Annotated in this window: 41 protein-coding genes; 35 read left to right on the top strand and 6 right to left on the bottom strand. The window is 35.5% G+C overall.

What is annotated here, in order from left to right:
* The first annotated feature begins 18 nt into the window (after positions 1-18).
* The 7 genes from miaA to glnA all read left to right on the top strand — a co-directional run bounded on the left by miaA (position 19) and on the right by glnA (position 7,032).
* Positions 19-945 carry a tRNA (adenosine(37)-N6)-dimethylallyltransferase MiaA gene (miaA, locus tag A9178_RS02475; protein ID WP_068672328.1) on the top strand — a complete coding sequence of 309 codons (927 nt, stop codon included), beginning with the start codon at positions 19-21 and terminating at the stop codon, positions 943-945.
* A 47-nt stretch (positions 946-992) separates the two neighbouring features.
* A complete protein-coding gene (gene hfq, locus A9178_RS02470; protein ID WP_068672327.1) occupies positions 993-1,217 on the top strand; it encodes an RNA chaperone Hfq in 225 nt (74 codons plus the stop codon).
* 125 nt (positions 1,218-1,342) lie between these two features.
* Entirely contained in the window at positions 1,343-2,269 is a 927-nt protein-coding gene (gene spoVK, locus A9178_RS02465) for a stage V sporulation protein K (protein WP_068672326.1), read from the top strand.
* A 368-nt stretch (positions 2,270-2,637) separates the two neighbouring features.
* A complete protein-coding gene (hflX, locus tag A9178_RS02460) occupies positions 2,638-3,864 on the top strand; it encodes a GTPase HflX (protein ID WP_068672325.1) in 1,227 nt (408 codons plus the stop codon).
* 35 nt (positions 3,865-3,899) lie between these two features.
* Complete coding sequence (locus tag A9178_RS02455) at positions 3,900-5,144, top strand: methionine gamma-lyase family protein (protein ID WP_068672324.1); 1,245 nt, start codon at positions 3,900-3,902, stop codon at positions 5,142-5,144.
* 106 nt (positions 5,145-5,250) lie between these two features.
* Positions 5,251-5,625, top strand: a complete 375-nt coding sequence (locus A9178_RS02450) for a MerR family transcriptional regulator (protein WP_068672676.1) — start codon at positions 5,251-5,253, stop codon at positions 5,623-5,625.
* Positions 5,626-5,697: 72 nt separating this feature from the next.
* Entirely contained in the window at positions 5,698-7,032 is a 1,335-nt protein-coding gene (gene glnA / locus A9178_RS02445; RefSeq protein WP_068672323.1) for a type I glutamate--ammonia ligase, read from the top strand.
* Positions 7,033-7,120: 88 nt separating this feature from the next.
* Here glnA and A9178_RS02440 read toward each other — a convergent pair whose 3' ends face one another.
* From A9178_RS02440 to A9178_RS02425, 4 genes are all read right to left on the bottom strand, one after another.
* Complete coding sequence (locus tag A9178_RS02440) at positions 7,121-8,257, bottom strand: site-specific integrase (RefSeq protein ID WP_068672322.1); 1,137 nt, start codon at positions 8,255-8,257, stop codon at positions 7,121-7,123.
* Positions 8,258-8,366: 109 nt separating this feature from the next.
* Positions 8,367-9,125: a hypothetical protein gene (locus A9178_RS02435; protein ID WP_068672321.1), complete on the bottom strand. Its 759-nt coding sequence runs from the start codon at positions 9,123-9,125 to the stop codon at positions 8,367-8,369.
* Positions 9,126-9,169: 44 nt separating this feature from the next.
* Positions 9,170-9,601 (bottom strand): ImmA/IrrE family metallo-endopeptidase, encoded by a 432-nt coding sequence (locus tag A9178_RS02430; protein WP_068672320.1) that lies wholly within the window; start codon positions 9,599-9,601, stop codon positions 9,170-9,172.
* Positions 9,602-9,620: 19 nt separating this feature from the next.
* A complete protein-coding gene (locus tag A9178_RS02425; RefSeq protein ID WP_068672319.1) occupies positions 9,621-10,076 on the bottom strand; it encodes a helix-turn-helix domain-containing protein in 456 nt (151 codons plus the stop codon).
* Between the two features lie 175 nt (positions 10,077-10,251).
* On the opposite strand from A9178_RS02425, the gene A9178_RS02420 reads away from it, so the two are divergent.
* Together A9178_RS02420 and A9178_RS02415 are read left to right on the top strand one after the other, a co-directional pair.
* Positions 10,252-10,479, top strand: a complete 228-nt coding sequence (locus A9178_RS02420; protein ID WP_068672318.1) for a helix-turn-helix transcriptional regulator — start codon at positions 10,252-10,254, stop codon at positions 10,477-10,479.
* Positions 10,479-10,679 carry a hypothetical protein gene (locus A9178_RS02415; protein WP_068672317.1) on the top strand — a complete coding sequence of 67 codons (201 nt, stop codon included), beginning with the start codon at positions 10,479-10,481 and terminating at the stop codon, positions 10,677-10,679. The genes A9178_RS02420 and A9178_RS02415 overlap by 1 nt, the downstream gene beginning before the upstream one ends.
* Here A9178_RS02415 and A9178_RS02410 read toward each other — a convergent pair.
* On the bottom strand, positions 10,645-10,845 hold the full coding sequence (locus A9178_RS02410; protein WP_068672316.1) for a hypothetical protein: 201 nt from the start codon (positions 10,843-10,845) through the stop codon (positions 10,645-10,647). The two genes, A9178_RS02415 and A9178_RS02410, sit on opposite strands and share 35 nt — an antisense overlap.
* Before the next feature lie 70 nt (positions 10,846-10,915).
* On the opposite strand from A9178_RS02410, the gene A9178_RS02405 reads away from it, so the two are divergent.
* Together A9178_RS02405 and A9178_RS18875 are read left to right on the top strand one after the other, a co-directional pair.
* Positions 10,916-11,101 (top strand): hypothetical protein, encoded by a 186-nt coding sequence (locus A9178_RS02405; RefSeq protein WP_068672315.1) that lies wholly within the window; start codon positions 10,916-10,918, stop codon positions 11,099-11,101.
* Positions 11,102-11,272 (top strand): hypothetical protein, encoded by a 171-nt coding sequence (locus A9178_RS18875; protein ID WP_156520687.1) that lies wholly within the window; start codon positions 11,102-11,104, stop codon positions 11,270-11,272.
* On the opposite strand, the gene A9178_RS18870 is transcribed toward A9178_RS18875, so the two are convergent.
* On the bottom strand, positions 11,264-11,428 hold the full coding sequence (locus A9178_RS18870; RefSeq protein ID WP_156520686.1) for a hypothetical protein: 165 nt from the start codon (positions 11,426-11,428) through the stop codon (positions 11,264-11,266). The two genes, A9178_RS18875 and A9178_RS18870, sit on opposite strands and share 9 nt — an antisense overlap.
* Before the next feature lie 69 nt (positions 11,429-11,497).
* Between A9178_RS18870 and A9178_RS02400 the strand changes: the two genes are divergently transcribed.
* From A9178_RS02400 to A9178_RS02305, 24 genes are all read left to right on the top strand, one after another.
* A complete protein-coding gene (locus A9178_RS02400; protein ID WP_068672314.1) occupies positions 11,498-12,331 on the top strand; it encodes a phage antirepressor in 834 nt (277 codons plus the stop codon).
* A complete protein-coding gene (locus tag A9178_RS02395) occupies positions 12,331-12,624 on the top strand; it encodes a group-specific protein (protein WP_068672313.1) in 294 nt (97 codons plus the stop codon). Before A9178_RS02400 ends, A9178_RS02395 begins: the two co-directional genes overlap by 1 nt.
* A 120-nt stretch (positions 12,625-12,744) precedes the next feature.
* Positions 12,745-13,023, top strand: coding sequence for a helix-turn-helix domain-containing protein (locus tag A9178_RS02390; protein WP_068672312.1), 279 nt, complete (start codon positions 12,745-12,747; stop codon positions 13,021-13,023).
* Positions 13,020-13,277, top strand: a complete 258-nt coding sequence (locus tag A9178_RS02385) for a hypothetical protein (protein ID WP_068672311.1) — start codon at positions 13,020-13,022, stop codon at positions 13,275-13,277. Before A9178_RS02390 ends, A9178_RS02385 begins: the two co-directional genes overlap by 4 nt.
* A gap of 97 nt (positions 13,278-13,374) precedes the next feature.
* Positions 13,375-13,611, top strand: a complete 237-nt coding sequence (locus tag A9178_RS02380; protein WP_068672310.1) for a hypothetical protein — start codon at positions 13,375-13,377, stop codon at positions 13,609-13,611.
* Between the two features lie 203 nt (positions 13,612-13,814).
* Entirely contained in the window at positions 13,815-13,964 is a 150-nt protein-coding gene (locus A9178_RS18865) for a DUF7336 domain-containing protein (protein ID WP_156520685.1), read from the top strand.
* A gap of 32 nt (positions 13,965-13,996) precedes the next feature.
* On the top strand, positions 13,997-14,212 hold the full coding sequence (locus tag A9178_RS02375; RefSeq protein ID WP_068672309.1) for a hypothetical protein: 216 nt from the start codon (positions 13,997-13,999) through the stop codon (positions 14,210-14,212).
* A gap of 99 nt (positions 14,213-14,311) precedes the next feature.
* Positions 14,312-14,524, top strand: a complete 213-nt coding sequence (locus A9178_RS02370) for a hypothetical protein (RefSeq protein WP_068672308.1) — start codon at positions 14,312-14,314, stop codon at positions 14,522-14,524.
* On the top strand, positions 14,525-15,457 hold the full coding sequence (locus A9178_RS02365) for a YqaJ viral recombinase family nuclease (protein WP_068672307.1): 933 nt from the start codon (positions 14,525-14,527) through the stop codon (positions 15,455-15,457). It abuts the gene before it with no gap.
* Position 15,458: 1 nt separating this feature from the next.
* Positions 15,459-16,265, top strand: a complete 807-nt coding sequence (locus tag A9178_RS02360) for a recombinase RecT (protein WP_068672306.1) — start codon at positions 15,459-15,461, stop codon at positions 16,263-16,265.
* A 174-nt stretch (positions 16,266-16,439) separates the two neighbouring features.
* On the top strand, positions 16,440-17,351 hold the full coding sequence (locus A9178_RS18525) for a phage replisome organizer N-terminal domain-containing protein (protein WP_082918064.1): 912 nt from the start codon (positions 16,440-16,442) through the stop codon (positions 17,349-17,351).
* A gap of 10 nt (positions 17,352-17,361) precedes the next feature.
* A complete protein-coding gene (locus tag A9178_RS02350) occupies positions 17,362-18,141 on the top strand; it encodes an ATP-binding protein (RefSeq protein ID WP_068672675.1) in 780 nt (259 codons plus the stop codon).
* Entirely contained in the window at positions 18,142-18,303 is a 162-nt protein-coding gene (locus A9178_RS19110; RefSeq protein ID WP_197482142.1) for a DUF6011 domain-containing protein, read from the top strand. It begins immediately after the preceding gene.
* Complete coding sequence (locus tag A9178_RS02345; protein ID WP_068672305.1) at positions 18,300-18,527, top strand: hypothetical protein; 228 nt, start codon at positions 18,300-18,302, stop codon at positions 18,525-18,527. Before A9178_RS19110 ends, A9178_RS02345 begins: the two co-directional genes overlap by 4 nt.
* The gene (locus tag A9178_RS18860; RefSeq protein WP_156520684.1) at positions 18,520-18,690 is read left to right on the top strand and encodes a hypothetical protein; all 171 of its coding nucleotides are present in this window, start codon (positions 18,520-18,522) and stop codon (positions 18,688-18,690) included. Before A9178_RS02345 ends, A9178_RS18860 begins: the two co-directional genes overlap by 8 nt.
* A 20-nt stretch (positions 18,691-18,710) precedes the next feature.
* Entirely contained in the window at positions 18,711-18,965 is a 255-nt protein-coding gene (locus A9178_RS02340; protein ID WP_197482141.1) for a hypothetical protein, read from the top strand.
* A complete protein-coding gene (ssb, locus tag A9178_RS02335; protein ID WP_068672303.1) occupies positions 18,955-19,425 on the top strand; it encodes a single-stranded DNA-binding protein in 471 nt (156 codons plus the stop codon). The genes A9178_RS02340 and ssb overlap by 11 nt, the downstream gene beginning before the upstream one ends.
* A gap of 13 nt (positions 19,426-19,438) precedes the next feature.
* Entirely contained in the window at positions 19,439-19,792 is a 354-nt protein-coding gene (locus A9178_RS02330; protein WP_068672302.1) for a hypothetical protein, read from the top strand.
* Positions 19,793-19,912: 120 nt separating this feature from the next.
* Positions 19,913-20,446, top strand: coding sequence for a Clp protease/crotonase-like domain-containing protein (locus A9178_RS02325; protein WP_068672301.1), 534 nt, complete (start codon positions 19,913-19,915; stop codon positions 20,444-20,446).
* Positions 20,447-20,448: 2 nt separating this feature from the next.
* Entirely contained in the window at positions 20,449-20,616 is a 168-nt protein-coding gene (locus A9178_RS18855; RefSeq protein ID WP_156520683.1) for a hypothetical protein, read from the top strand.
* Positions 20,617-20,716: 100 nt separating this feature from the next.
* A complete protein-coding gene (locus tag A9178_RS02320; protein ID WP_068672300.1) occupies positions 20,717-21,271 on the top strand; it encodes a hypothetical protein in 555 nt (184 codons plus the stop codon).
* On the top strand, positions 21,264-21,686 hold the full coding sequence (locus tag A9178_RS02315; RefSeq protein ID WP_068672299.1) for a hypothetical protein: 423 nt from the start codon (positions 21,264-21,266) through the stop codon (positions 21,684-21,686). The genes A9178_RS02320 and A9178_RS02315 overlap by 8 nt, the downstream gene beginning before the upstream one ends.
* Before the next feature lie 122 nt (positions 21,687-21,808).
* Positions 21,809-21,991 carry a hypothetical protein gene (locus tag A9178_RS02310; RefSeq protein ID WP_068672298.1) on the top strand — a complete coding sequence of 61 codons (183 nt, stop codon included), beginning with the start codon at positions 21,809-21,811 and terminating at the stop codon, positions 21,989-21,991.
* Positions 21,988-22,182, top strand: coding sequence for a hypothetical protein (locus A9178_RS02305; RefSeq protein ID WP_068672297.1), 195 nt, complete (start codon positions 21,988-21,990; stop codon positions 22,180-22,182). The genes A9178_RS02310 and A9178_RS02305 overlap by 4 nt, the downstream gene beginning before the upstream one ends.
* Positions 22,183-22,223: the final 41 nt, after the last annotated feature.

Below are 22,223 nucleotides of genomic sequence, written 5' to 3'. Positions count from 1 at the left end.
TAAAATAGGGGAAGACTGATGAAAAAAACCGTAATTTCTATTATGGGCCCAACCGCTGTCGGGAAAACCAGTTTAAGCATTGAGATTGCTAAGCGGTTTAACGGAGAAATAATTAGTGGAGACTCCATGCAGGTTTACAAAGAGATGGATATTGGAACGGCTAAAATAAAAAAATCAGAAATGGAAAATATTCCTCATCATATGATTGATATAAAAGAGCCCGATGAGGAATTTTCTGTTGCTGATTTTAAACAACATGTACAATATTATATTGAAAATGTATCTAATCGAAATAAATTACCAATTCTCGTTGGCGGTAGTGGATTATATATTCAAGCCGCCTTATATGATTACAATTTTTCCAACAAAAAAAGGGATGAAGCTCTTACACAAAAATTAGAAAAAAGGATAGAAAAAGAAGGCCCAATCCCTTTATATAATGATTTAAAAGAAATTGATCCTGTCCAAGCCGAAAAAATACATCCAAACAATTATAGGCGTGTTATTCGTGCCTTAGAAATCTATGAAACAACTGGAAAAACGATGACAGAATATCAAAATGAACAAACATTTGAATCGCCGTATAATTTAATTCTTATTGGATTAGAAATGGATAGAACCGAGTTATACAACCGAATTAATCATCGTGTTGACAACATGTTAGAAGAAGGTTTAATTCAAGAAGTGAAGGGATTAATAGATAAAGGATATGAAAATTGTCAATCTATGAATGCGATTGGTTATAAAGAATTGGTTCCATATGTAAAAGGTGAAATCTCATTAGATGAAGCGATTGAAACGCTTAAACGAAACTCAAGAAGGTATGCAAAAAGACAGTACACATGGTTTAAAAATAAAATGAACATAAACTGGTATGATATGTCTGATTTTAATACAAAAGAAAAGTTTCATATAATTTTAGACGATATAGCAGGAATTTTGTAAAAAAAGTAGAATTTATTATGTATAGATAGAAAAGAGGAGGAAGCACGATGGCGCAATCTGTCAATATTCAGGATCAATTTCTAAATCAATTAAGAAAAAACCATATTTCTGTAACAGTTATTCTAACGAATGGTTTCCAATTAAGGGGTATCGTGAAAGCATTTGATAATTTTACAGTACTTGTAGAATCAGAGGGCAAACAACAATTGATTTTTAAACATGCAATCTCAACTTTTGCTCCAGTTAAAAATATTTCACTTGATAAAGAATAATATCCAAACGGGCATAAATAAGTGCCCGTTTTTAATTTGTGATTTTTTAGAATTCAAAAGCCTAGGCGTTTGTCACAATTTTTTTATGTGGTGAGTATACTAAAAGTGACAAAAGGGGTGATCGTGTGGAATCGCAAATAAATCGTCACAAAAATGGGCAAATCAATATAGTTTTACATGAAAATAAAAGAGTGAAGGTCGAGAATGGAACAAATATCGATTATAAGGAAAATAACCCGTTTAAAAATATAGATGATGAATTCCGGGCATTTATTGGAATGGATAAACTGAAATCTACTGTGAAAGAAATTTATGCTACATTAGTAATCAATGAAAAACGAAAAGAATTAGGTTTAAAAAATTCAAAACAAGTTCTTCATATGCTTTTTAAAGGGAATCCTGGTACAGGTAAAACGACAGTTGCTAGGAAATTAGCTAAACTTTACTTTGATATGAATTTACTTTCTAAAGGTCATTTTATTGAGGCGGAACGAGCGGATTTAGTTGGAGAGTATATTGGCCAAACTGCACAAAAAACGCGTGCCATTATTCAAAAAGCAATGGGTGGAGTTCTTTTTATTGATGAAGCTTATTCACTTGCCCGTGGTGGTGAAAAGGATTTTGGTAAAGAAGCAATCGATAGTCTTGTAAAACATATGGAAGATCATCATAATGACTTTGTACTTATCTTAGCAGGTTATCCGCAAGAGATGGAAAGATTTTTGCGATTAAATCCCGGATTAAAATCTAGGTTTCCCTTTATTTTAGATTTTGCTGATTATGATGTTAATGAACTGATGGATATTGCGAAACAAATGGCTGCAGATAGGGAATATAAATTATCGAAAGAAGCGGAATGGGAACTTCGTAATCATTTATATAAAAAAATTCAAGAAAAATCACGGAATTTTGCTAACGCTAGATTTATACGAAATGTGATTGAACATTCCATTCGTATGCATGCAGTAAGATTATTGGAACAAGAACGTTTTACAACGGATGATTTAGTTTATATTACAGCAAAAGATATTCAGCTGAATGAGTCATCATAATGTTTAAACAAAAATAACCTCATTATATGAACTGGGGTTATTTTTGTTTTCTGATCATTTCTATGGTGTAATAATAAGTTAAGGATAACCTAAGAATAATTCGCTTATCACGTCTTAACTCGCTGTAAGACCCTCGCTTCAAGAAATCGAGTTAACTGAGAAATCTAAGTGGGGGACACCAGCCAGTAGTGCCCTGATAAGTTCAACTAACATTCAGTGTGGGATGAAAGGTCAACTAAAATCGCGACGTCCTGGGATTCCGATTACTCGTCCCATCGTAATGATTTGTCTCAGGCGTCGGCACTAGCACGTCCTGTGCGTCGCCCCCCACTGAATGAGTTTCATTTTATAAGAAAGAGGTTTAATGTATGCCAGAAGAGAAAATTTTAATTATTGCGGTCAAAAAGCCGACACAGAAGGATGAACATTTTCATTCTTCATTAGAGGAACTTATTTCTTTAGGAAGGACAGCAGGTGGGAACGTTGTACAAGTAATTACACAAAATAGAAATAGAATTCATCCTGCAACCTATATTGGTGAAGGGAAGATGGAAGAGATAAAACTGGAAGTAGAAAAATTGGACATTGATTTAATCATTTCCAATGATGAGCTGTCCCCAGGTCAATTGAGAAACTTAGCTAATTTTTTAGGGGTGCGAATCATTGATAGAAGTCAGTTGATTTTAGATATTTTTGCTAGCCGCGCTAAAACAAAAGAAGGTAAATTACAAGTAGAATTGGCGCAATTAGAGTATATATTACCAAGATTAGCAGGACATGGTGTTGAAATGTCTCGTCTTGGTGCTGGAATTGGGACAAGAGGTCCAGGAGAAACTAAACTGGAAACAGACCGACGTCATATTAGAAATCGAATAGTAGATATAAAAAGAAGATTAAAAATGGTGGTTCGACAACGTGAACAATATCGAAAAAGGAGAAAAACGAATGAAGTTTTTCAAATAGCTATTGTTGGCTATACGAATGCAGGAAAATCGACCATGTTCAATCGTTTAACCAATAGTGATTCGCTTGAAGAGAATAAACTTTTTGCAACGTTAGATCCTTTGACCAGAAAAATTAAATTTCCATCAGGTTTTGAAGCTTTAGCAACAGATACTGTTGGGTTTATTCAAGATCTACCTACTGCTTTAATTGCTGCTTTTCGTTCTACGTTAGAAGAGGTAAAAGAAGCGGACTTTTTAATACATGTAGTAGACGCATCCGAGGAGAATCAAGTAGAACAACAAAAAACTGTAATGAAACTACTAGAGGAATTAGACTCTCACACGATTCCAATGCTTACTGTATATAACAAAAGGGATTTAGTTGAAACGGAGTTTTTTCCAATACAACATCCAAACATCTTAATTAGTGCTTATGATTATGATGATCTTCATAAAATGTTAAAGCGAATTGAGAAAATATTGATGGAAGAATGGAAAAGCTACAGCATTCAAAGTAATGATGGAAATATGTTAGCTAAATTAGAACGTGATACAATAATAACTGCTAAAGAGTTTGATGAACAATCAAATGAATTTATCATTAGTGGGTATATTCGGATGAATCATCCGTTAAACCATTTAATGAATTAAAATATTGGTAAGTTTTAGGTGAGGAGAATGGAGAAATGTTAGAAACAATAGTAAAACAAGCAGAGAAAGATTGTGAAGGTATTCATAAAAATATCCAGGATATAGTGGAAGTGAATCAAAAAAGGGTGTTAGATGCTTTTGTAAAACATCGAATTAGTGATAGTCATTTTCAGTCAACTAGTGGTTACGGATACGATGATATGGGTAGAGAAGGATTAGAAGCGGTTTATGCTGAAGTATTTGGTGGAGAGGATGCACTTGTAAGACCACAGATTGTTTCGGGAACACATGCAATAACTACCGCGCTTTTTGGTCTTTTACGTCCTGGAGATGAACTTATTTATATTACAGGGAAACCCTACGATACATTGGAAGAAGTGATCGGTATTAGAGGTGAAAATTCGGGATCCTTGAAAGACTTTCATATTGATTATAATCAAGTATCCTTAACAAAAGAGGGGGCCATCGATTTTCTAGGGGTAGAAAAAGCTATATCGGAAAAGACAAAAGTAATCGGTATACAGCGTTCCAAAGGCTATGATGATCGACCATCTTTCACAATAGCGGAGATTCAAGAAATGGTACAGTTTGTTAAAGAAATTAATCCAAACTTAATTGTATTTGTAGACAATTGTTACGGAGAGTTTGTTGAGGAAATAGAACCTCTTCATGTTGGTGTAGATATTATGGCTGGTTCTTTAATTAAGAATCCTGGTGGTGGAATTGTAAGAGCTGGAGGGTACATAGTTGGGAAGCAAGAATTGGTTGAGAGCTGTGCGAATCGTTTAACGGCTCCAGGTCTTGGAAAAGAAACAGGTGCAACATTTAATATGTTACAGGAAATGTTCCAAGGATTCTTTTTAGCTCCTCATATCGTAGGGGAATCATTAAAAGGCGCCATTTTTACGTCAAGATTTTTAGAACTAGCAGGCTTTCAGACGGCACCTGATTATTTAGAAAAAAGAACGGATCTTATTCAATCGGTAACATTTGATGATGCGCAGCAAATGATTTCTTTTTGCCAGGCAATACAGCAGAATTCGCCAATTAATTCTTATGTTACTCCATATCCAAGTGAAATGCCGGGATACGACGATGAGGTTATTATGGCGGCGGGTACTTTTATACAAGGTGCTAGTATTGAACTTTCTGCTGATGGACCAATAAGACCACCTTATACAGCCTTTGTCCAAGGAGGCTTAACATATGCTCATGTAAAAATTGCCATTATCGAATCTGTAAAAAGTCTAGTGGAAGCAGGTCATTTAACCGTAAAATAAACCTCATGTAAGGAAACCTAACAATTTATTGACACTAAACCTTACATCATTTATACTTTAAAAAGTATTGGGGGTTATCTTTTTGAATGATAAAGAACGTCGCTCAATGCCATTATTTTCAATTGGTATCGTTATGAAATTAACAGAATTAACCGCTAGACAAATACGATATTACGAAGAGCATGGATTAGTTTTTCCGGAAAGAACGAAAGGAAACCAACGTTTATTTTCTTTCAATGATGTGGATAGACTATTAGAAATTAAAGATCTTCTTGATAAGGGATTAAATTTAGCTGGGATAAAGTTAATGCTTGAAGAATCAGCGAAAGTAGAGATAGAAAAGAATCTAAAATCAAAGGATAACGATTTGAGTTTGAAAGAGCTAAGAAAGATCTTGGGGAATGAATTAAAACACCCAGACAGATTAGGACAAGTAAATTTAAGACAAGGTGAGCTTTCGAGATTTTTTCTAAATCGTTAATTGGTAAGTTAATTTACATTTTATTTGGCTAGTTAGAAAATAATCTATTAACTTTATGTAGGAGGACAACAAATGCCAAAATATACTAGAGAAGATGTAGTGAGACAAATTAAAGAAAACAATGTTAAATTCATTCGTTTACAATTCACGGATATGCTTGGAACCATTAAAAATGTGGAGATTCCTTTAAGTCAATTAGAAAAGGCTCTAGATAATAAAATGATGTTTGATGGCTCCTCCATTGAAGGATTTGTACGTATTGAAGAGTCTGATATGTATTTATATCCGGACTTAGATACCTTTGTCGTTTTCCCGTGGACCTCTGAAAAGGGAAAAGTAGCACGTTTTATTTGTGATATTTATAAACCAGATGGAACACCATTTGAAGGGGATCCAAGATACAACCTTAAACGTAATCTAGAGAAAATGAAAGAACTTGGTTTTGATGCTTTCAATATCGGGACGGAGCCAGAATTTTTCCTATTCAAATTAGATGAAAAAGGTCATCCATCGCTAGAATTGAATGACCAAGCAGGTTATTTTGATTTGGCGCCAACGGATTTAGGAGAAAACTGTCGTCGTGACATCGTTCTTGAATTAGAAGAAATGGGATTTGAAATTGAGGCTTCTCACCATGAAAGTGCTCCAGGACAACATGAAATTGATTTTAAATATTCTGCTGCTATTAAACATGCGGATGATATTCAAACTTTCAAATTAGCAGTTAAAACAATTGCAAGAAAACATAACTTGCATGCAACATTTATGCCTAAACCACTTTTCGGTGTAAATGGATCTGGAATGCATGTTAATATGTCCTTATTTAAAGATGGAAAAAATGTATTCCATGATCCAAATGGGGATTTAGAGTTGAGTGAAACAGCATATCATTTCTTGGCGGGTATCATTAAACATGCAACAGCTTTCACTGCAATTACAAACCCAACTATAAATTCTTATAAACGTTTAGTTCCCGGCTATGAGGCGCCTTCTTATGTGGCGTGGTCTACATCAAATAGAAGTCCGTTATTACGTGTTCCGAATTCAAGAGGATTAAGTACTCGTCTTGAAGTTCGTAGTGTAGATCCTTCAGCAAATCCATATATGGCATTATCTGTGTTATTAGCAGCTGGGCTTTCAGGTATTGAGAATAAATTGACTCCTCCTCCTGCAGTTGATAGAAATATTTATGTTATGTCAAAAGAAGAACGTGAAGAAGAAGGAATTGCAGACTTACCAGTTACACTAAAAGGCGCATTAGATATTTTGCAAAAAGATGAAGTAATTGTCGAGTCTTTAGGTAATCATTTATTTGAACGCTTTATGGAAGCGAAAGAGATTGAATGGGATATGTTTCGACTTCAAGTGCATCCTTGGGAAAGGGAACAGTACATGAGTATCTATTAAGCTTGATATGACAGGGTTTTGATGTTGGGGTGGTATTAAATATAAAGAGTAAAAATTAGACTCACCCCAAATTCACCCCAAAAAAATATTATTTTAGAATATCGTCCATGTATTTTTCAAATTGGGCGATATTTTTTTGTTCCATTTTTTTAGACACATGGGAATAAATATCAGATGTTATTTGCATACTTCCGTGGCCTAATCTTTCCTGAACATATTTCATTTCTGCACCAGCTTCTAAAAGTAAGACGGCGTGAGTGTGTCTTAAAGAGTGGATAGGTAACTTAGGTAAATCAGCACGTTTTAAAATGCGTTCAAAAGCATTAAATAAAGTGGATTTTGGCATAAAGTTACCATCATTTCTACATAACACTAAATTAAGTTCATGATGGTATAAATCTTCTAATGCAAGTTTATTTTGATTCTGATAATTAATATGAAACCGAAAAGAATCAGCTAAAGATTTACTCATGGAAATAGTTCTTATTGAATGATATGTTTTTGGGTCACCAAATAGCTCATCCTTACTTCTAGGTTGAAAATCGAGACTTTTATTAATAGTAATAGTCATATTTTTAAAATCTATATCCGTCCATTGAAGAGCAGCAGCTTCTCCTTTTCTCATACCGGTTTCAATTAGGGTTTTAAAGAAAATCCAATAAATATAGCCGTATTGATAAGCGTGAGTTAGAAAACTAGCCACTTCAGAAGAATCAATAAATTTAATTTCCTCTTTTTTAACTTCCCCTTTAATAATAGCTACCTGGGCAGGGTTTGAAATTATCAACTTATTAATAACGGCCCTTTTCATAGCACTATAAAAACAATTGTGTATTCGCGATCGTGTATTTTTAGATAAACCTTTTTTATAAAGGTAATTTAAGAATTTTTGGTATAAATCAGGGGTAATATCCCTCAGTTCAATATTTTCGAAATATGGTTTAATATGATTATCAACACTGTTTTGCAAAGAGGATAGGGTGTTTTTTCTAACAGAACCTTCTTTATACTCCTTTAACCAAAAATCTAAGAAGTCTTTTAACAACATACCACTTTGGTCATATCCTTCCTGTAGTTGCCTTTGAATTTCTTCGGCAGCTTTTTTTGCCTCTGGCTTGGTTCTGAAGCCACGCTTTGATTTTTCACGGTTTTTTTGGGAAATTGGATCCTTGTATCGAATCCGAAACTCCCATTTTCCATTGTGTTTCCGATAAGTTATATTCATTTTTATAAACTCCTTTCTAGTTTTGTGCAGATTCTGCAACTTTTATAAAGAATGTATGTTCTATCCAATGGTAAAAGAGAGGGTGTACAAATTAATGTACACCTTGTGACTATTTCGCATCTCTTTCTTGTGCTTCTTCCCAACTTAAAACTTCAAACTCAATACGTTTTTCCTCTGCTAGATCTTCCCAGTCATCCATAGTATAAGGAGGGGATATTATCATTTTCACTTCTGAGATGTCCTCATCTGCATCTTGAAGGATCCACCATGTTTGTCCTTCCTTTTTAACCTTGCCTAAAAACTCTCCACCTGCATCACCCATCAAAAACATATCCGACTCCACTTGTTCACCTGTGTTTGTGACCATGATAGAGTTGTTAGGATGGAATTCTATATCATCATCTGAAGTGTTTTCAGCTTTCATACCTACTACAATAGCTTTCACTTTTTCCTTATCATCAAAAAACAACTGCTTTGCATCTTCATTTGGTTTAACTTCTAAGATTGCTAATCCTTCTATTTCTAATTGTGCACTTCCCATTTCTACTGGTTGCAGAGGTGCATCTGTGCCATCAATCCCTAATTCATCGCTATAGCCAACGCCTACGGTTTCAACATATCCTAAATCTTCAATATAACCTTTGCCGGTATCCTCGTTAAATTCTTGTGTTTCTTGGTTATCTGCATTTTCTTGTTGCTCCATCCATTCAGCCTGTTTTTGAGCGGAACTTTTATCATCTTCGGAAACCTCTGCTTGTTCTTCTTCATTCCCTTCACTACTACCCGCATCATTAGACGTGTTTTCGCTACCACAAGCAACCATAAAAACTAATAAAACGGTAAACACAAGATATAAATACTTTTTCATAAAAAATCCTCCTTTTTATCCGGTAAAATATATCTATATTGAGTCTAAAATTTTTTCAGATGACAGATTTCTTTAGGAACACTATACAAATCAGCAGCATCATAGATTGTTAGATTTGTATTTTTAAATCCATATAAATTCTCATCAAGCATGAGAAGTTCCACCGCAAACCGGTTTGCTTCATTCTCTATCCTATCAACTGAAAAAAGTGTTTTGCTTCTTAAAAATGTGGTGTCTGTTCTAGGATGTAATTTCGAATGACCTAATTCATGAGCGCATGTAAATAGTTTTTCGTTACTTTCTAAATTGGAATTTAGGAAAATAAACTTGTTTCTTCTTATGTATTTGTAAAAACCAAGGATTTCCTCATGTAAATCCTGTTCAACGATATATATGTTCTCTGCCTCCGCGATTCTAAACGGGTCATTCGTGCCATGTTTATCTACTAGGTTTTCTACAATCTCTTTAATCCACATCCAATTGACCCCCTATATTTTATTCTTTATCTCTATATTTTTTAGGGGTGTATTTCTTATTTGCTAAAGTCGCTATTCGTTCAGCGTGTTCCAGAGCTTCCAATAAAGATTCGATAGCTTCCGGACTCATGGGTTCGCCTCTATAGCTTAAACCTTCGCCCTCGGCATTTCCTTCTATTAAATCTCTTTTCATTTTCTCCATGCGTTTAGCAATATCTTTTTCGTCTTTTTCAGATAACGTGGTTTTCCTTTTAGGGTTATCGGTTCTTCCCATTAAATAATCGGTTTTTATGTCGAATAATTCTGCAATCCTATTTATTGTATCAAATGGGGGCATCTTTGTTCCGTTTTCATAAGCTGTATATGTAACTCTAGCCAAACCGATTTTATCTGCTACATACTTTTGAGTCCATTTTGAATCTTCTTTCTTCAATTTCTCCCTATAAGTTTTTAATCTTTTGGCGAATACGGTCATAAATGTTCCTCTCTTTCATATACCAACACCTTCATTATAAATGTTTCTCACAGTAACTTCACTATATGTTTCTAAAAGTATAACTTTATTTTAAATATATGTTGACATGTTCCTATAAAGAACATATAATGTAATTAAGTTAAAGGTTCCTTAACGGAACATTAGGAGGTGTAAAATGAGAACCTGGTTAAAAGAAATGCGTGATAGCAGACGTTTAACGCAATCGGAAGTTGCGATGTTATCCGGCATCTCAAGAAGTCATTACACCCATATCGAACAAGGAAATAAAACACCATCTGTAGAAGTAGCAAAACGTATTGCTAAGACATTAAAGTTTGATTGGGTGATTTTTTTTGAAAACAGTGGTTCCTTAAAGGAACAAACCGAAAAGGAGGTCGTTTAATGAATCAACCACAATTTACTGTCGATCTTGGAAAATCATTCAACCTAATCACGTTTGTGGGAGAACGAGAAGAGGCTGAAATGATGATATCCAAGGGTTGGACTCCAGTATGGGCGCCAGGAACAAAAGCCGGTGAAATGGATTTACCCCATTATTCAGACTATTTTATTTTGGTTTGGGATAACCATCCGGGTAAATAATTTCTCCTTTTTCTTTTAGCCAACCAACGCTGATGAATGGAGCAGTAAGAACGGGAGTATCACCAATAAATTCCCATCCAGCATCAACAAAATTTTTGATTGTCTTTTCTAGGTTAGTTTTATTCCCGTATGCGTTAAAGGAATAAATTCGAGAATAGCGTTCCATAAATATTCACCTCCTTCCATAGTCATAATTCGACATGAGGTGAGGGAAAACCTTTAAGGAGTTGATCTAGTTGGAACAGAAGTTTAAAAACGAAATCCAAAAAGCCTGGTTTATGTCAGATATCAAAACGCAAATTTTACGCGTGGCATTCGAACTATCATCTGATCAAAACTACAGCAGAGAACAGGCTGTTGATGACTTAGTAAAAATTACTGATCCAATCGATGTAGAATCGCAAATTCAAGGAGGTAATTAAATGAATCAATTAAAAACAACCTTATCAATTGACATCAAGGAAATAAGAGAAACTATTCAAAAGTCACAAGAACTAGTTGAGTTTGCTGAATCAAAGGGTTGGAGCGAAGAAGAACTCGCCAAAGTTATTAACCTTCTTCACTCTTATTTCGAACAAAGTGTATCAATCTAATTTCTTTAGTTCAGCATGAAAATCTTTAATCAGTCCTAACACTTCATCAGGTTTGACTATCGGCTTTGAAGCGCCATTTTGTTGCTTAAGGTTGGATGAAGCTTCAATATAAGCTTTCGCAATTTCAACAGCTAATTCTTTATCAGTTTTAGACATAATGCACACCTCCTTCCTAAGTACTACTTTCGACAGGAAGGAACAAAAATCCTTTGAGGAGGAATAACAATGAATCAATTAACAAAAATATTTAACGGTAAGCACTTAAGAATTATCGAGAAAAACAACGAACCTTGGTTTGTTGCAAAAGATGTTTGCGACATATTAGAAATTAAAAATATTTCTCAAACAATTAATGGTCAAGAACGAATTGATAAAAAAGGAAATAGGTATGTATCGGGCGGACTTGACGAAGACGAAAAAGCTACCTACACAATACCTACCCAGTTCGGAAACAAAGAAGTGAACGTTGTTAATGAATTTGGTTTATATCAATTGGTTTTAAAATCTCGTAAACAAGAAGCGAAACAATTCAAACGCTGGATAACTCATGAAGTCATCCCATCTATCAGAAAACACGGTGCATATATGACACCAGAAAAAATAGAAGAAGTTCTTCTTAACCCAGATACGATCATTAAATTAGCAACTGATTTGAAAGAAGAACGCGAACAAAAAGAATTAGAAAAACAAAAACGTATACAAGCTGAACAAACAATCGAATTACAAAAACCAAAAGTGATTTACGCTGATGCCGTAAGTGTTTCTAAAGACACTGTCCTAATAAAGGATTTGGCAACTGTCTTACGACAAAAAGGTATTGATATTGGAACAAATCGTCTTTTCGATTGGTTGCGAAGTAATGGTTATCTTTGCAGACAAAAAGGCGAATTATGGAACACACCAACCCAAAGAAGCCTTGACTTAGGAATTATGGTTACCAAGCACGGGTTAAGAAGTGGATCTGATGGCGAAATGAAAAAGACTCGCACTCCTAAAATTACTGGCAAAGGTCAAATTTACTTTATTAATAAATTTCTAAATCAACAGGAGGTTATCTAATGTTCCAAATCCAAGTCAATCAAGATGAATTAAAACAAATTTACTTGGAAGAAATACAAAAACGATTGAACAAAATTGAACTTGAAATCACTTTTTGGGACACGAAAGAACTTAAAAGACAAACCAACATGTCTTGGAATACGATACAGGATAAGTTCTTCCATGATCCGGACTTTCCAAAATTTAGTACAGGTGGAAAGTGGTACTTTCCTGCGAAAGAATGCCGAGCGTTTTTAGAACGATGGGCAAAGGATAACCAATATAAATCCCTTCTATCGCAGGAAGCTATCTAACAATCTAGCAAAACAACCAACTTGAGGGAAGCTGGTAATTACATTATATGACAGTCACCTAAGATTTACTGCCCAACTCCAGTAATCATTGTGCGGAATACGCACATAGGAGGTGAGCACATGGAATTTGGCTCTATTTTACGAAAAATGAGGGTTGTTGCTGACATAAGCCAAGAAGAAATGGCAGAAGAGCTACATATGTCCAGGAGCAACATATCAAGATTAGAAAATAATCGAATGGAATTAAAGGCAGCTGACTTAATTAAGTGGTGCCGTATAACTAACAACCCAGATGTACTAATGGCGCTTTATGCAGGCGTTGAAGTAGTTAATCAGTTACAACCTATCACACAACTAATCACAGGAACAATACTACTTTTAGGAGGATTATTCATATGAACAAATCAATGTTTTTAAAGTCAGATTTAGAACGTGCTAGTAGGGAGGCGGATTGCTACATTTACTGCCAATCACAAGCTATGGAACATTCTATGAATGGAAATTTTGAAAAGGCAGCTATCTATCACGAAAACGTTATTCGTTCTTTAAGAGAATTACAAAAGATGAAAGATAACAAAGAACACATGGATAAATTGGCAAAAATCTTGGAAGGAATCACACCAGAATTAATTTTAAGGAGAATGTTGTCATGAATGAAAAGTTTGTAGATGGATTTTACTTAGGGTTGGGAATCGCAACATTAGTGTTTGTATATTTCGCTTTAATAATTTCACTTTAGGAGGAATGGAAATGCAAAAGAATTATAGGGATTACACAGTTGGCGAGTTGTTGGATATGGGGTTGAAAATGGAAATTTATAACCATAATAGCCCCTCTGAAAAAGAAGCGTATCAACTCTTAAAACGTTTTGAAGGAATTAAAAGAAGTTATTACACGATAGATAGAGATGATGATGATGCGTTGGCGGTCGTAAAAGGATGGAAAGGTGAATTTGCAATCAAAAACTTTCTCAAGGCAAAAAAATAACCCACGTCTGCAAACGTGAGTCAGTAAATATCGGTACACCTATTATATCACAAATACATCTAGCAAGGAAGGTTTAGTCCTTCCTTTGTAGCCGAGAACTGCAATTCTCCCCTGAATTTAAGCCATATGATCCTCCTAATTATATGGTTCTCGGTTACAAAGGGGCGATTAACCCTAGTACATGGGAAAGGGGGAAGAAGGAAGTGAAAGTTTACATTGTTGTTTGGGTAGATGCATTTGATGATTGGGCGATAGAAGGCGCGTTTTCAACAAGAGAAAAAGCTGAAGCTTATATCAGTGAAAGAACAACATCATCCAATAATTTTTTTATCGATGAAAGAGAAGTTAATTAATGAAGTTTTCAATAAAAAAAGGAGGTCATAACATGGAACATCCATTAATTGAAAGAACAATTAGGACAGGCTTTCCAATCTACAGTCCACGCCGTGAAGAATACGGAATTGATGCACTTGGTAATGAAGTGTTTTGTGGTGATGAAATCCTAGTATATGAAGATGAATTTTTCTTAGTGGAAACATTGATGAATGAAACAAAAGAAGCATTGGAAGCGATAGGTGCTACTTATGAATTCGCAAAATAAAAAGCCCTTTGGCAGAGGGCTTTAAATCAAGATTATTTTAATAATATCGTATTTCCATTATACGATGAATCGCTAATTTAAACAATAGGAGGAAATAAGATGACTGTTAGGGAGTTAATTGAAAATTTACTTGATTACGATATGGATTATGAAGTGCAAGTGCAGACAACAACTGGTGAAGATACACATTGGGATAACTTGGTTATTGATGATAGCAACATAAACAAGGAAGTATATTTTGTAGTCAATTTTGATGAAGTTCTTGTTGATAAAGATAGATTAGAAGAACTGGAAGAATTGGAGGATAAGTAAATGGCTAAAAACACACTTGAAATGACTCGCCAAGAGTGGCTTGAAGAACGTACAAAAGGAATTGGCGGAAGTGATGCTTCCATCATCCTTGGATTAAATAAATATCGTACACCATTTGAATTGTGGCTAGAGAAGACAGGTCAAACCCATGTAGAAGAATCACAAGCAGAAGCAGCATACTTTGGAAATTTGCTTGAAGAAGTAGTTGCAAAAGAGTTTGAAGTTCGTTCGGGTAAAAAAGTACGTCGTAACAACTTTATGATGCAACATCCAAAATTTAACTTCATTACAGCAAACATTGATAGAAAAGTTGTTGGGGAGGATGCCATTCTCGAATGCAAGACAGCTAGTGCATTCTTGGCTAAAGATTGGGAAAGCGAAGAAATCCCAGCGCCCTATTTAGTACAAGTCCAACACTATTTAGGTGTAACTGGTTATAAACACGCTTATATAGCTGTTTTAGTAGGTGGACAACGATTCATTTGGAAAGACATTGAACGGGATGAGGAACTTATTCAAATGATATTTGATGCGGAGGTTCACTTCTGGAATCACCATGTATTAGGGAACGTACCACCTGCATTAGATGGTTCAAGTGCAGCAGAAAAATTCTTGAAAGAACGATATGAAGAATCGGATCCAGAAAAAATTGTTGACTTGTCTTTCGGTTATAAAGAAAAACTGGACAACTACTTGGAGTTAAAACAAAACATCAAACAGTTACAAGAATTGGCGAAGCAAACAGAAAACGAGCTTAAGCATGAATTAAAAGAAGCCGAAACGGGTTTCGTTAAGAACTACCAAGTTGATTGGAAGCCCGTTACGTCAAATAGGGTCGATAGCAAGCTTTTAAAGAGTAAGTATCCAGATATATATAATTCAGTTTTAAAGCAAACTACAAGCCGTAGATTCGGCGTAAAGGAGATTGGATAATATGGCCACAAATTCAACTTTAAAAAATCAAATTTCAAATAAAAAACAAGGTAATAACCAGGTAGGTAAAACACAAGGAACAACAATGAAGCAATTACTAGCTTCTCCAGCTGTTATGAATCGTTTTGAGGAAGTGTTAGGGAAACGCGCTAATCAATTCACAGCATCGATACTAGGTCTTTATAACAGCGAGAAAATGCTTCAAAAAGCCGAACCAATGAGTGTTATTTCAAGTGCCATGATTGCGGCTACTTTAGACCTTCCAGTTGATAAGAACCTAGGGTATGCATGGATTGTCCCTTACGGTGGTAAAGCGCAATTCCAAATGGGTTACAAAGGATACATTCAATTAGCGCTTAGAACAGGTCAATATCGCAATATAAACGTGATTGAGGTTTATGAAGGTGAATTGAAAAAATGGGACCGTCTTACAGAAGAAATTGAATTAGATTTCGAAAGCAGAACATCGGACAAAGTAATTGGGTATACAGGCTATTTTGAACTTATTAATGGTTTTAGAAAGACAGTTTATTGGTCTAAAGAAGATGTAGAAAAACATAAGAAAAGATTCAGTAAATCAGATTTCGGATGGAAAAACGACTGGGATGCTATGGCTAGGAAAACAGTTATTCGTAACATGCTAAATAAATGGGGAATCCTTTCTATTGATATGCAAAAAGGCATGGTTGAGGATAGCAAGGATCCGGTAGAAGTAAATGAAGAATTTTCGTCTGATGTTATAGATGCAGATTACGAGGTAGTAGGCGAAAACGAACAGCAAGATTTTACAGTAGAAGAAAATGCATAACAAATCAAATGTAAGGCTCCCAGACTGGATCTGGGAGCAATCAAAAAACGAAGAAGAATTAAAAAGGCACATCCTACAATATATGCAACACTATCCAGGATATGTCATTAAAAAAGTAAAAGGTAGATTTGCAGTCTGTGAGATACCGAGAAACTAAGGAGAAGTGATCCAGTAATGAGTGATGTGAAGTGGATAAAGTTAAGTACGAATATGTTTGAGGACGAGAAAATAAGGCTTATTGAACAAATGCCGGAAGCTGATACCATCCTCATTATTTGGGTCAAGCTTCTGTCGCAGGCGGGAAAAACAAACGCAAGTGGATATATCTATTTGAGTGAGAATATCCCATACACAGATGAGATGTTAGCAACTATATTTAATCGTCCTCTAAATGTAATAAGAATGGCTCTGGAGACGTTTAAACAGTTTGGAATGATAGAGATTGACGAAGATGCCTTTATTTCAATTTCTAACTGGGAAAAACATCAAAACATTGAAGGTATGGAACGTGTTAAAAAGCTTAATGCAGAGCGAAATAGAAGGTATCGAGAGAGAAAAAAACAACTTGAAATTGAGACAAAAAAAGAAAGTGACGTTAGCGTGACGTCACGTGACGGTACAGAAGAAGAAAGAGAAGAAGATATAGAAAGAGATAAAGAAAAAGACTATACGTCAAAAATCAAAGATTTATTGCCGGTCTTTTCCCCAATAAATAATTTTAATGAATTAAATAAAAAATATTGGGATGTCATTAGGGAAACTAGGAAAACCGGAAAAGTAGCAAAAAGTGTAATTTGTAACACTATGGAAAAGTGGAAGAAATACGATCCTGCTGTCATTGAATATGCACTTAAAACACATATAGAAGTTCATGCAGGAAAAAAAGAAGATTACACCATCGGTATTATGAGAAACACGAGTAGAGAAGAAGCTCTAGACCGGTTAAATACTATAAATAAACCATCATTAAAAGCGATAAATGGAGGTAAACAAAATGAAATCACTCAGTCAAGTTATAGGCAAGATTACTCCAAATATGACTTTTCTAAGGGAGGAAACGTGTCCTGGCTGCAAGATGAAAACTAGAGTTTACGAAATGGAATTGGTAGGAGGCCCAGACAAAGGCAAAAAAATCGAGATAACACCAAGAGAAACCATTGATGAAGTTGAATATGGTTGCAAGTGTGAGGATATAGCTTTAGCTAAAAAATCATTGAATAGCTTAAACAATCTAAAAACAGCCAAAATGAAGCAGTTTTTCAATCGGTATTCTCTTATCAACAAGGACCTTCAGCAAGCTTCATTTGAAACCTATCAAGCTAGTAACCAGTCGCAAGCAAAGGCAAAAATGGTAGCGGAACGATTTGTTGAGGTATTCGATAAAGATAAACCTATTAATCTACTCTTTTCTGGTACTTATGGAGTTGGAAAGTCGCATCTAGCAAAGTCAATCACGGATGAGATTATCAAAAAGCAATATAAAGTCATTCATGATAACGGCAGAGAAGAATGGAGACCTTATAGTGCGATATTCATTTCAGTTCCTAAACTGCTAACTAAGTTTAGAGCTAGTTATAACAAGGATAGCGATTATTCAGAAGGTGACATTATCGAAATGTTAAACAATACGGACGTCTTAGTTCTGGATGACTTAGGTGCTGAAAAATCAAGCGAGTGGGCATGGGAAAAGTTATTTGAAATCGTGGATAGCAGGCAAGGTCTTCATACGATTTATACATCAAACTACAACCCCAACGATTTGGAAGCAAAGTTAGGCGAACGGAATTTCAGCAGGATTGTCAATCGAGATACAACGGTTGTGGAAATTGATGGAGATAATTACCGATTAGGGAAATTTGCTAAGGGGGCAATGTAAATGCAATGCACTACATGCGGAAGAAAACTAAAAGACAAGAAAAGCATTGATCGTGGATATGGACCTGTTTGTTATGAGAAGCATTTGAGGGATTTGGCTGATGCGGAATTTGAAAAGAACCAAGTGACGATTGATGAAGTGATAGAGGGGGATGCGGTGTGAAATTAGAAAGATTTATGTTCGGTGACATTATTGAAAATGGTTGGGCTGGGGAAAACAATCCAACTAAAATCGGAATCTTTATAAGACATAAAGCGAAGACAATTGAATTGACAAATGGTAAGGGTAAATTTTGGGAAGTCTTTCACGACAGAGACAACAGAAATAAAAAGATTGGCACTGTCTTTGAAAATCCAGAACTGTTAGAAGGTGAATCCCATGTGTAAAACCTGCAACGGAACAGGCGGAATAAACACAGAGCATTCATGGGGCATAACTTTTCATCCTTGCCCCGATAGTCATTGTGAATATAAAAGTGAAACGGAAAAGCAAAAGCGTTTGAAATATTATGAATATCGATTAGCGAAATTAAAAGGTGAAATAGCATGATTCCCATTGAAGAACATCGGATGAAAAGGTGGAAGAACGATAAAAAACTGCCAGGTGGAGGGCTTGTCTATGTAACAAGCAAATATGATGATGCGTTCTCCACAGGATTGTTACATGAAATAAACATTCTATATGAAAATGGTTGGGAAATTGAGGATTTGATGGAACGCTTTAAACGTCCGTACATGGAAATATTATACGCTTTGGCTTACTTAGCGGACGAGGGAAAAATTACTAGAGCATTTGCTTATAGGAGGAAAACAAATGATGAATAGAACAATTTTAGTGGGCCGTTTAACACGTGATCCGGATTTAAGATACACACCCACAGGAAATGCAGTGGCAAATTTTACTGTAGCAGTGAATCGTCCATTTAAGAATCAAGAAGGACAACAAGAAGCTGACTTTGTAAACTGTGTAACCTGGAGAAAACAGGCTGAAAACCTAGCAAACTATCAAAAGAAAGGAAATCTTATCGGGGTTGATGGTCGTGTACAAACTCGAACTTACGAAGGACAGGATGGAAAGACAGTCTATGTTACAGAAATTTTAGCAGAATCCATCCAGTTCCTAGAAAGCAAAAATAACGGCAACACAGGGCAAAACAATCAACCAGGAACAAACACTCAACCGAATCAACAAAACAACCAGAATCAATCTAATTTCAATAACGAGGACCCTTTTGCTAATAATGGACAACCAATTGATATTAGCGACGATGAATTACCTTTTTAAGGGGGATTAAGGGATGAATGAAAATCTAATTAACCATTTTAACCATCCATTTTATAAAAAAGTAGACAAAATTACGGATGAAGTAAAAGAAACGCAAATCAAAAAAGGTGCTGAAAAATATCCAGAACCATTTACACCTAGCAGTTGGACCGGTAAGGAATTAGCAATACATGCATTGCAGGAATTAAGGGACGGACAGGTTTATGTTGTGGGGCTGTTGGAACGGATTGAGGAACTCGAAGAAGCTTTGAAGTTTTATGCGAATGAGGAAAATTATGTAGCAAATGAAAGAAGCGCTGATGGACTGCTGGAAATCGACAATGATCAAGGGAATAAAGCACGTATAGCGTTGGAGGTTAAACCATGATCACTATTAAATTCAAAATCAGCAAAAGACGCGGTGTAGATGTAGGTAATAAATTTGACGCTAGGTTGTCGAGTTACTGGAAAGGTAAATATTACGCCATGTTCGGGGGTTGGTAAAGGTATGTTAACGATTAAAGATATTAAGCAAGCTGAGAAAAACGGGATAACAGAAACTGCGTTGAGGTCAAGGATATATCACGGTTGGAGTAAAGAAAAAGCACTAACTTCCCCGATGAGAAAAACATTAGATAAATATTATGAAATAGCAGAAAAGAACGGCATATCTAAACAATTGGTTAGAACACGAATTTATCAACACGGATGGCCTTTAGAGAAAGCCATAACCCGGCCGAAGCAAAAAACAAAAATTTATTCTGAAGAACATGAAAAGGCGGTAAAAAACGGACTAAATATAACTTATCAAAATTTTGTTAACCGTATTAAAAAAGGTTGGACGATAGAAGAAGCGAGTACAACGCCAAGAGGACTTACCCCTGAAAATAAAGATAGGGTGTTAGAGTATCGAAAATACAAAAATATAGCATTGTCTAACGGTATATCTGCAAATACCTATAGCGCTCGAATAAGAAGTTATGGATGGGATCCCGAAAGAGCAGCGACAGAACCAATAAACGAACAGTATAAGGAGAAGTGACGATGAACCAAACACTCGATGATTATAAAAAGAGTTTTGTCATCGAGCAACTTAGAAAATACAACTACCATGATACCGATGAAAAGGATTATAAAGAATTAGTTAACCAGTTAGCTAGATTAAGAGCGATGGAAGTGGAAGTTAAGTCACCTCATTCTGATTGGTTCTGATAACGCTCAAAGCGTTTTTAGTAGTTTGCTAGACTAAAACTATACGAAATAAATAAAACGTCTTAGAACGGCTTAAATTGATTAATTTGGAGGGATTGAAATGGAAAGGGTAAGGGTTACTAAAGAGCAAGCAGAAGCGATTGAATACGGAAAAAAACATCATAGCAAAACCGATTTAATTAAGACCCACATATTTTATAAAGGTTGGAGTTTTGTTGGGGAATTGAAAAAACTTAACAATCTAGATTTAGATACATTTATTAAAGCTTTATACACCGGTTATGAAGTAAAACCGGAGTTTAAGGAAAATGATTATATAACTAATACAGAAACCGGAGTCACCATGAAACTTGATGAATCAAAAGCGTATTTTATAAATAATAGTTACATCCACAAAGAAAAACTACGCCACGCCACACCACAAGAAATCAAAGAAGAAAAAGAGCGTAGATTTTGGAAGTCACATGATAGGGAAGTCAACGAGTACAGAAAAGGTGATATTTTTAAGGTGATTAACAATTTTTTAGTGCTGGGAGAAGTTGAATCTGTATGGGACAACTCAGTGGAAGACGAGATGGGTGACAGTTGGGATATCAGAATGATCAAACTTGTTTGCCCGGTGGAGAAAAGATTGGATGTGAATGAAGATGAGTAGGTTGGAAGAGATAAAGCGCGCTTATGGTTATGGTGGCAGACTTCCTAAAGATACGTATCCTTATTGGCTTATCCAACGTGTGGAGTCATCTAAAAAAGTAACTGATGAAGCATTAAAGCAAATTGACGTCACGCAAGCCAGAAATGAACGGTTGGAGAAGCGTGTGGGGGAATTGGAACACCATCTAAAAATGGCAAATGAAGCAATGAAGATTTCGAATGATTCGAGCCTATCTAATTTTATTTTAGAACAACAAAACCAACGCTTCAAACAAGCTTTGGAGTTTTATGCGGATGAAGATAACTATGTTTACCCACTTTTATACACAGAGGACGACAAGCCAATTCATGACCAATCGGAAGTGGATATGGATGGTGGGAAAAAAGCACGTCAAGCATTGGAGGAATCCAAATGAAAAGATACGTAACTGAAACAGTTGAACGTAATGCAGATGGAGATAAGTTACAAGTCATAAAAGTATTACCTAGTAAACCAAATAAAGTTAGTTATGTCGTGTGGGTTAAGTGAGGTGACTTCATGGCCGGCGGAAATAAACATAAAGCTTTAAGCAGAACAAAGGTAAAAACAATCATCAATATGGATATTGCGGTGGAAGCACTAAACAAGACACAAATAAAGAACTTGCATGAGATCATGGATAGATTAACTAAATGGGATGAGAAGTATCAAGAAAAGTATGGAGATGGGGCGAAACAATGAAATCAGTGAAAGAACTAGGATTTTTGCAAGTTGGAATGGAACTGGTTGACCGCAAAGGGAACAAAGGTACGATTACAAAACTATCTGGTGATGATTTTTTGCTGGTGGAAGTTGATAACAGTCCTAATCCAACAATCTGGGATTGGGATAGGGTGCATCCTGGTTTAATGGTTGTGGACGGGACGTATTAGTTTGGAAATGAAACCAATTGTTGAATAGTGAGGTGAAAATA

It is taken from the genome of Oceanobacillus sp. Castelsardo (assembly GCF_001659985.1).
Lineage (GTDB): Bacteria > Bacillota > Bacilli > Bacillales > Amphibacillaceae > Oceanobacillus.
Note: the sequence above shows the minus strand (reverse complement) of the source record. Positions and strands in the feature narration are given on the sequence as shown.